Origin of the sequence: Marivirga sp. (assembly GCF_024636815.1) — a bacterium.
Lineage (GTDB): Bacteria > Bacteroidota > Bacteroidia > Cytophagales > Cyclobacteriaceae > Marivirga.
Genome location: NZ_JAGXGF010000173.1, coordinates 23,976 through 29,975 on the forward strand (window position 1 = coordinate 23,976; position 6,000 = coordinate 29,975).

At 32.8% G+C, this 6,000-nt stretch carries 5 protein-coding genes; 3 read left to right on the plus strand and 2 right to left on the minus strand.

Going from position 1 to position 6,000, the window contains the following annotated elements:
- Positions 1-207: 207 nt before the first annotated feature.
- Positions 208-1,116 carry a sulfotransferase gene (locus tag Q0L29_RS12770; RefSeq protein ID WP_296622231.1) on the minus strand — a complete coding sequence of 303 codons (909 nt, stop codon included), beginning with the start codon at positions 1,114-1,116 and terminating at the stop codon, positions 208-210.
- A gap of 11 nt (positions 1,117-1,127) precedes the next feature.
- Positions 1,128-2,192: an acyltransferase gene (locus Q0L29_RS12775; protein WP_296622233.1), complete on the minus strand. Its 1,065-nt coding sequence runs from the start codon at positions 2,190-2,192 to the stop codon at positions 1,128-1,130.
- A 239-nt stretch (positions 2,193-2,431) separates the two neighbouring features.
- On the opposite strand from Q0L29_RS12775, the gene Q0L29_RS12780 reads away from it, so the two are divergent.
- The 3 genes from Q0L29_RS12780 to Q0L29_RS12790 all read left to right on the plus strand — a co-directional run bounded on the left by Q0L29_RS12780 (position 2,432) and on the right by Q0L29_RS12790 (position 5,825).
- On the plus strand, positions 2,432-3,760 hold the full coding sequence (locus tag Q0L29_RS12780; protein WP_296622235.1) for an FAD-binding oxidoreductase: 1,329 nt from the start codon (positions 2,432-2,434) through the stop codon (positions 3,758-3,760).
- A gap of 121 nt (positions 3,761-3,881) precedes the next feature.
- Positions 3,882-4,622, plus strand: coding sequence for an SDR family oxidoreductase (locus tag Q0L29_RS12785; protein WP_296622236.1), 741 nt, complete (start codon positions 3,882-3,884; stop codon positions 4,620-4,622).
- Between the two features lie 39 nt (positions 4,623-4,661).
- Positions 4,662-5,825, plus strand: a complete 1,164-nt coding sequence (locus Q0L29_RS12790; protein WP_296622238.1) for a hypothetical protein — start codon at positions 4,662-4,664, stop codon at positions 5,823-5,825.
- The last annotated feature ends 175 nt before the right edge of the window (positions 5,826-6,000 follow it).

Genomic DNA, 6,000 nt, shown 5'->3' on the forward strand with positions numbered 1-6,000 from the left:
CAGGGGATAGTTCGCATAGATTGAAATTAGTAAAACACAATAGGCTGTATACCTATTTTTCTCCATGCATAAGAAAAAATATGATTAAGTAACATAATCATATTCTAAAAATCAGATCATAGCTACTCCCCCCTTAAGCGAAGGGGGGGGGGGGGTCGAACGGATGAACTTTGAATCTTTTTGGTCAAAAACACCCAATAAAAAAACCTAATACCTCCACTGACTAAGGTCTTTGTCTATCAAGTCTTTCAGTTTCTCAGTGTCTTCTTGAAAGAAGGCATATAATTCTTTTGCAGTAGCATTACTTAATTGCAATCGGTTCATGTTTTTACCTGAGAGCCATGTCACCATTCTTTTTCTTTTTTCTTCTGTTGGGAATAATAACCTGGCTAGTGGCCTTACCATTTTTCTAATTTTATTTTCGCTTTGCAGGCTCTCATGCAACATTCTATTTTTTGGTTTGCCAGAAACATTAAACCTCAGATCATACTCGATTTCTTGATTTGGATCTACTTCTAAAAATTCAAATACCTCCTTTAAGCAATTTGCGGTATCATTCTGTAAATCTTCGTTTAGGATCACTTTTACATTTTCAAAATTATCCAGGAAAGCTTTTACAGGCTCATAATATTGACTTACCTTTTTATAGTGATAAATCAACTCATAATTATCTTTAATCCTTTCCGGTTCTTTTTCTAAAGCCTCATCAAAGCTTCCGCTCTCCCTTTCATCTCTTATTAAATGTTGGTAAGCAGAAAATGCCCTTTTCACAGGGTTTCTCAGAATGATTATAATTTTAGGATTATTTAATTTTTCTTTAATGAGTGGGATGGTACTAGAATGAAAATACAAGGTATCAGCACTTGCTTCTCCTATTGCTTTTTCATTGGCTGATTCAAATAGTTCCAAATATTTGTCCCAGTCTTTCACGTACCAGCTTTCCACTTGCTTATCCTTTGGCCCACCCATTGGGAATTGCATACCTTGGCTTGAAAAATATCTTGGTTCTTTATGTTTGGTCACAAAAACATCAGGATGTTGTTGTAAATATTGGGCTAAAGAGGATGTTCCACATTTAGCCATTCCTACGATTAAAAAATTTGGTTTTACTGTCATTAAATTTTGAATTAACTTCCTATTAATATCCTACTATTTTTACCAAAGACCATTCTCACAAAAAATATGATGATCATGGCTAATGCTATTACTGCAAATAAATAAATTGAGTAGCTTAGGATATTTAAACCCTCAATTGGAATGATTTGTCGTTGTACTACTATTTGAAAAACGTTGATGATATATAAGTGAAGGAAAAATATCCCAAAACTATCAGTTCCGGTTCTTTCCAATAGTGGGAATTGTAAATGATTCACCTTATTAAAGCCTATTATCAGTAAAAAGCACAAAAGAGTGGCTTTCAATTTACTTATGTTAAAGATAAGCACGCTATGCTTCAAATCCCTCATTTCCAGGTATTTATTTAAAGGAATTATTCCATATACCTCTAGAACAGTCATGATTATATAAACTATGCTCAATCCAATAAGCCAAAAATTGTTAGCTGATAATATTCTTAAATGATGCTTGGCTACCCACATTCCTAATAGATAAATTGGTAGAAAATAAACAAATGAAATAAGTGGGTTAGCATGGTAGCCAAATTGCACTGTCATCAAGCCTGTTATGCAGAGTATAGGTGTTGCATAATCAAAGATTCTCTTTTTACTGAATATCAGGAATAAGTAAGAGCACAAATAGAATAGGGCTATCATTGGAATAAACCATAAAATTCCGGAATGACGCCCCGTTACTATCATTAAAAATATTTTATATATAAATGAAGCTTCTTGAAATTCTGAAGTCATCCACCAATGATTTCCAGAATCAATAAAGAGTTTGTCTAGAATTGCAGGAATTGATATGATCAGATAAGGGATGATTACATATTTCAATTTTTTTTTGAGATACTGAAAATAATTGAAATCACCTTGGGATAAATAGTAAAACAGAAAACCTGCTATAAACACAAAAAGTATAGTGCCGTTATTAAAAATTCCTAAGAAAAGAGACTTCACAACTAAAGAGCCTTCCCAGGGTATAGAAATTACAGAATGAATCCCTACAATAAATATAATTGCAAGTCCTCTAAAATTATGTATATACCCTAAAAAAGGCTTTTTTGCGGCTTTCAATGTTGGTTCGATTGATAGTTTATGCTTATTGCTAATGTATGCTTTTTTAAGCTCTATTCATAGTTTTTTAATAAGATGGCTAAGAATATTTCAAATGTTGTAACTTGTGTATTATCTGCTCATTACCACATTTTTATGGTCAGATCAAACTTAACATTTCAAAATATTCAAATCCCTTTGGGTTAAAACAATGATTGTTTTATCATCATAAGTTTTTAATCATTTAGATAGCATTTTCAATGCATAAAACATTAATTACAAATTGGAACAATTATCCTGAAATTGAGGCTGAAGTAAATTTCTATTCAATCGGCAGTGAAAAAAAAGCATCTTTTCAGTTAGGAGAATTTATACCCAGAGGTAATGGAAGAAGTTATGGAGACGCATCTTTAGGAGAAAAAGTTTATTCTAGTCTACGACACAATAAAATACTTCGTTTTAATAAAGAGGATGGATTATTCATTGCACAAAGTGGTATTCTATTTTCTGAGATATTGAAAGTCATCACTCCTAATGGATGGTTTTTACCCGTTACGCCTGGTACAAAATTTATTACTTTAGGTGGCGCCATTGCTGCCAACGTTCATGGGAAAAATCACCATATTGACGGGAGTATTTCTCGGTACATTCAATTCCTTGATTTACTTCTAGCAAATGGTGAAATCATCCGCTGTGACAGAAACCAAAATTCATCTATATTTTTTGCTACTATAGGCGGATTGGGTCTTTCAGGTATTATTGTCTCAGCCGGTATTCAATTAAAAAAAATTGAGTCTACCCATATTTCTCAGTTACAATTGAAAGCCCAAAACCTTTCAGAAATTTTAGATCTTTTTGACCAGTATTCATATTACACCTATTCTGTGGCCTGGATTGATTGCCTAAAAAAAGGGAAACAATTTGGCAGAAGCATTTTGATGTTAGGAGAGCATAGTAAAGAAAATGAAGTCCAGAATAAAAAAGAGGTGTTAATACCTCATGACAATAAGGCCATTAATGTTCCGTTTACCTTCCCTGAATTCGTTTTGAATGATTTTACGATTAAATGGTTCAATAAATTATATTACAATAAAAATATAAAGTCTAGAAAAGAACTACAATCACATTACGATCCTTTCTTTTATCCATTGGATTCCATTTTGAATTGGAATAGAATTTATGGAAAAAGAGGTTTTATTCAATATCAGTTCGTATTGCCAAAAGAAGCAGGAAAGAAGTATTTAGAAAAAATATTAAAAAGAATTACAGACAAAGGCTGGGGCTCATTTTTGGCAGTTTTAAAAATGTTCGGCCCTGAGGATGAAGGGTATTTATCATTTCCGATGGAAGGCTATACATTAGCTTTGGATTTCCCCATAAGAAATGGCTTATTTCAATTTTTGGATGAGCTTGATAAACTGGTAAAAGAGGCCGGGGGAAGAATTTACTTGACAAAAGATGCCAGAATGAGTAGTCAAATGTTGAAAGACACCTATCCTAATTTGAAAGAATTTCAAGATGTTATAAGGGAAATAAATCCTGAAAAGAAGTTCCAAAGTTTATTATCTAAGCGACTTGAATTAATTTAGTAGGTATATCACCTAACACCCTGATTAAAAAATAGATACGATCATAACATGCATGAAATACGATGAAATTCAATTTATTCATCAAAGTTAATAACCTACCTTTGAACCAATATTTAATTATATGAAATACCAATTTAAACATCTTTTGATTTTAGGCGCTAATAGCGATATAGCCGAGCAAGTAGCCTATCAGGCTGCAAAAGAAAAAGTCAGCTTAACACTTTGTGGGAGAAATCTTGAAAAATTAAAAGCGTTACAATCTGATATAGAGGCCAGATATGAAAGTAAAGTTTATATTAATCAATTTGATGCCAATAAAATCGAGGACCACCCAGCCTTTTATGAGAATTTAACTGAAAAACCAGATGCTGTTTTATGTGCTTTTGGAATCTTAGGTGACCAGGAAAAAGCCCAAAAGGATACTTCATGGCAAAATATTATCCAAACCAATTTCACAGGTGCGGTTTCAATTTTAAATATTATTGCAAACGATTTTGAAGAGAAACAGTATGGATTTATTGCTGCAATAAGTTCTGTGGCTGGAGACCGAGGCAGACAAAGCAATTATTTCTATGGATCGGCAAAAGCTGCTTTAACCACCTATCTTTCAGGTTTAAGAAACAGATTGTACCCACATAATGTGAGTGTTTTAACTGTAAAGCCTGGTTTTGTAAAAACAAAGATGATTGATGGCTTAGAAACACCTGGATTGCTTACGGCTGATCCTGTCAAATTAGCACAAGCAATTATAAAGGGGATGAATAAAAGAAAAAACGTAATTTATTTCAAACCTCAATGGTTGCTCATTATGAAAATCATAAAATCAATACCGGAAAACATATTTAAAAAATTGAAATTATAATCAGTTCTATTAATTGTATTCATTAAATAAAGATTGATCATGAAAAATCCTAATATACTTTTCTCCTCCCTTTTTCTTTCTTCTCTTATTTTCATCAGTTGCATGTCCAAAGAGGAAGTTTTACCTCAGACTGAGAAAAATGAAACAAGTGATGATAATAAAGTTGAAATCATATTAGAATGGGATGATAATTTCCCACAATTGAGAGTAGGAATTACCACTGTGGATTTTCTACTAAAACCAAAATCGGCAGTGGATGTCTATTATGTAATAAGTGAGAAGGAATTAGAAATAGAGGAAGTCGAGGACATTAAAAACTTAGTAGAAAGTGGCTCAGAAGAGTCAATTTTAATGAGAGGAATTGAATCGATTGATTCAAATCAGGATACATTGAAAGTCCTTGTCAACGGACTTGCTCCCTTAACTACTTATTATGCATATTCTGTATTGTCACACCCTGAAAAAGACAGCCTACAAAATGAAGAGTTTGAATATAAATTTGAAACAAATGATCGTCAGAGTGTCCAATCATTTCAATCAGAAGTGGAAAATAGAGAGGTTTTATATTTAGCATATCAATTAGAAGAGGGGCTTAAATATCCTGAGAAACTTAAGCCTGCGATTATTTTTATGGGCGGACATGGTGAAACAGCAAATGAAGGTGAAATAAATTTAATCAGAAATGGTTCTTTACCTCAATTTATAGATAAAGGAAATGATATTCCCATGTATGTATTTTCGCCTCAGCACACCAAAAATAATTGGAACATCCACATGATAAATGAAATGATAGATGAGGCTTTGGAAAAATATCCAATAGATCCAAAAAGAGTTTATATGACCGGCATAAGCGGTGGCGGATTTGCCGCATGGGATTATGCAATTGAATATGCAGACAGAATAGCTGCCATGGTTCCGATCAGTGGTAATGGTAATTCTAATAAGGCCTGTGAATTAAAAGAGCTTCCTATTTGGGCATTTCACAATGAAAATGATGGAATAGTCAGTTCAAATGGTTCAATAAATATGGTAAATGCATTAAATGATTGTCCACCGGAAATAGAGGCTGAATTAACTCTATTTGAGGATAATGGGCATAATGCCTGGAGAAGAGTTTATAATGCAAGCCATAATGATTGGAATAAAACTGAAGTTAAGCCTATAAATATTTATGATTGGTTTTTGCAATTCGAAAAGGATTGATTCAATTATAAATTGAACTTGCCTACATTATAAATAGGGCTTGCTGAAAAACGCATTTCCCCCTAAAAACTGACTTTTAACAATAATATATGTTAAAAACTATTACACTGTTGATAACAAGTGCATGGCTTTTTTTAGATTTCCCCACTTTTCCTTGCACTTCAAAAAATGCGAA

Coding starts and splice junctions, on each gene's coding strand:
- Q0L29_RS12780 (WP_296622235.1), top strand. CDS start 2,432: ATGCATAAAACATTAATTACAAATTGGAACAATTATCCTGAAATTGAG.
- Q0L29_RS12790 (WP_296622238.1), top strand. CDS start 4,662: ATGAAAAATCCTAATATACTTTTCTCCTCCCTTTTTCTTTCTTCTCTT.
- Q0L29_RS12785 (WP_296622236.1), top strand. CDS start 3,882: ATGAAATACCAATTTAAACATCTTTTGATTTTAGGCGCTAATAGCGAT.
- Q0L29_RS12770 (WP_296622231.1), bottom strand. CDS start 1,116: ATGACAGTAAAACCAAATTTTTTAATCGTAGGAATGGCTAAATGTGGA.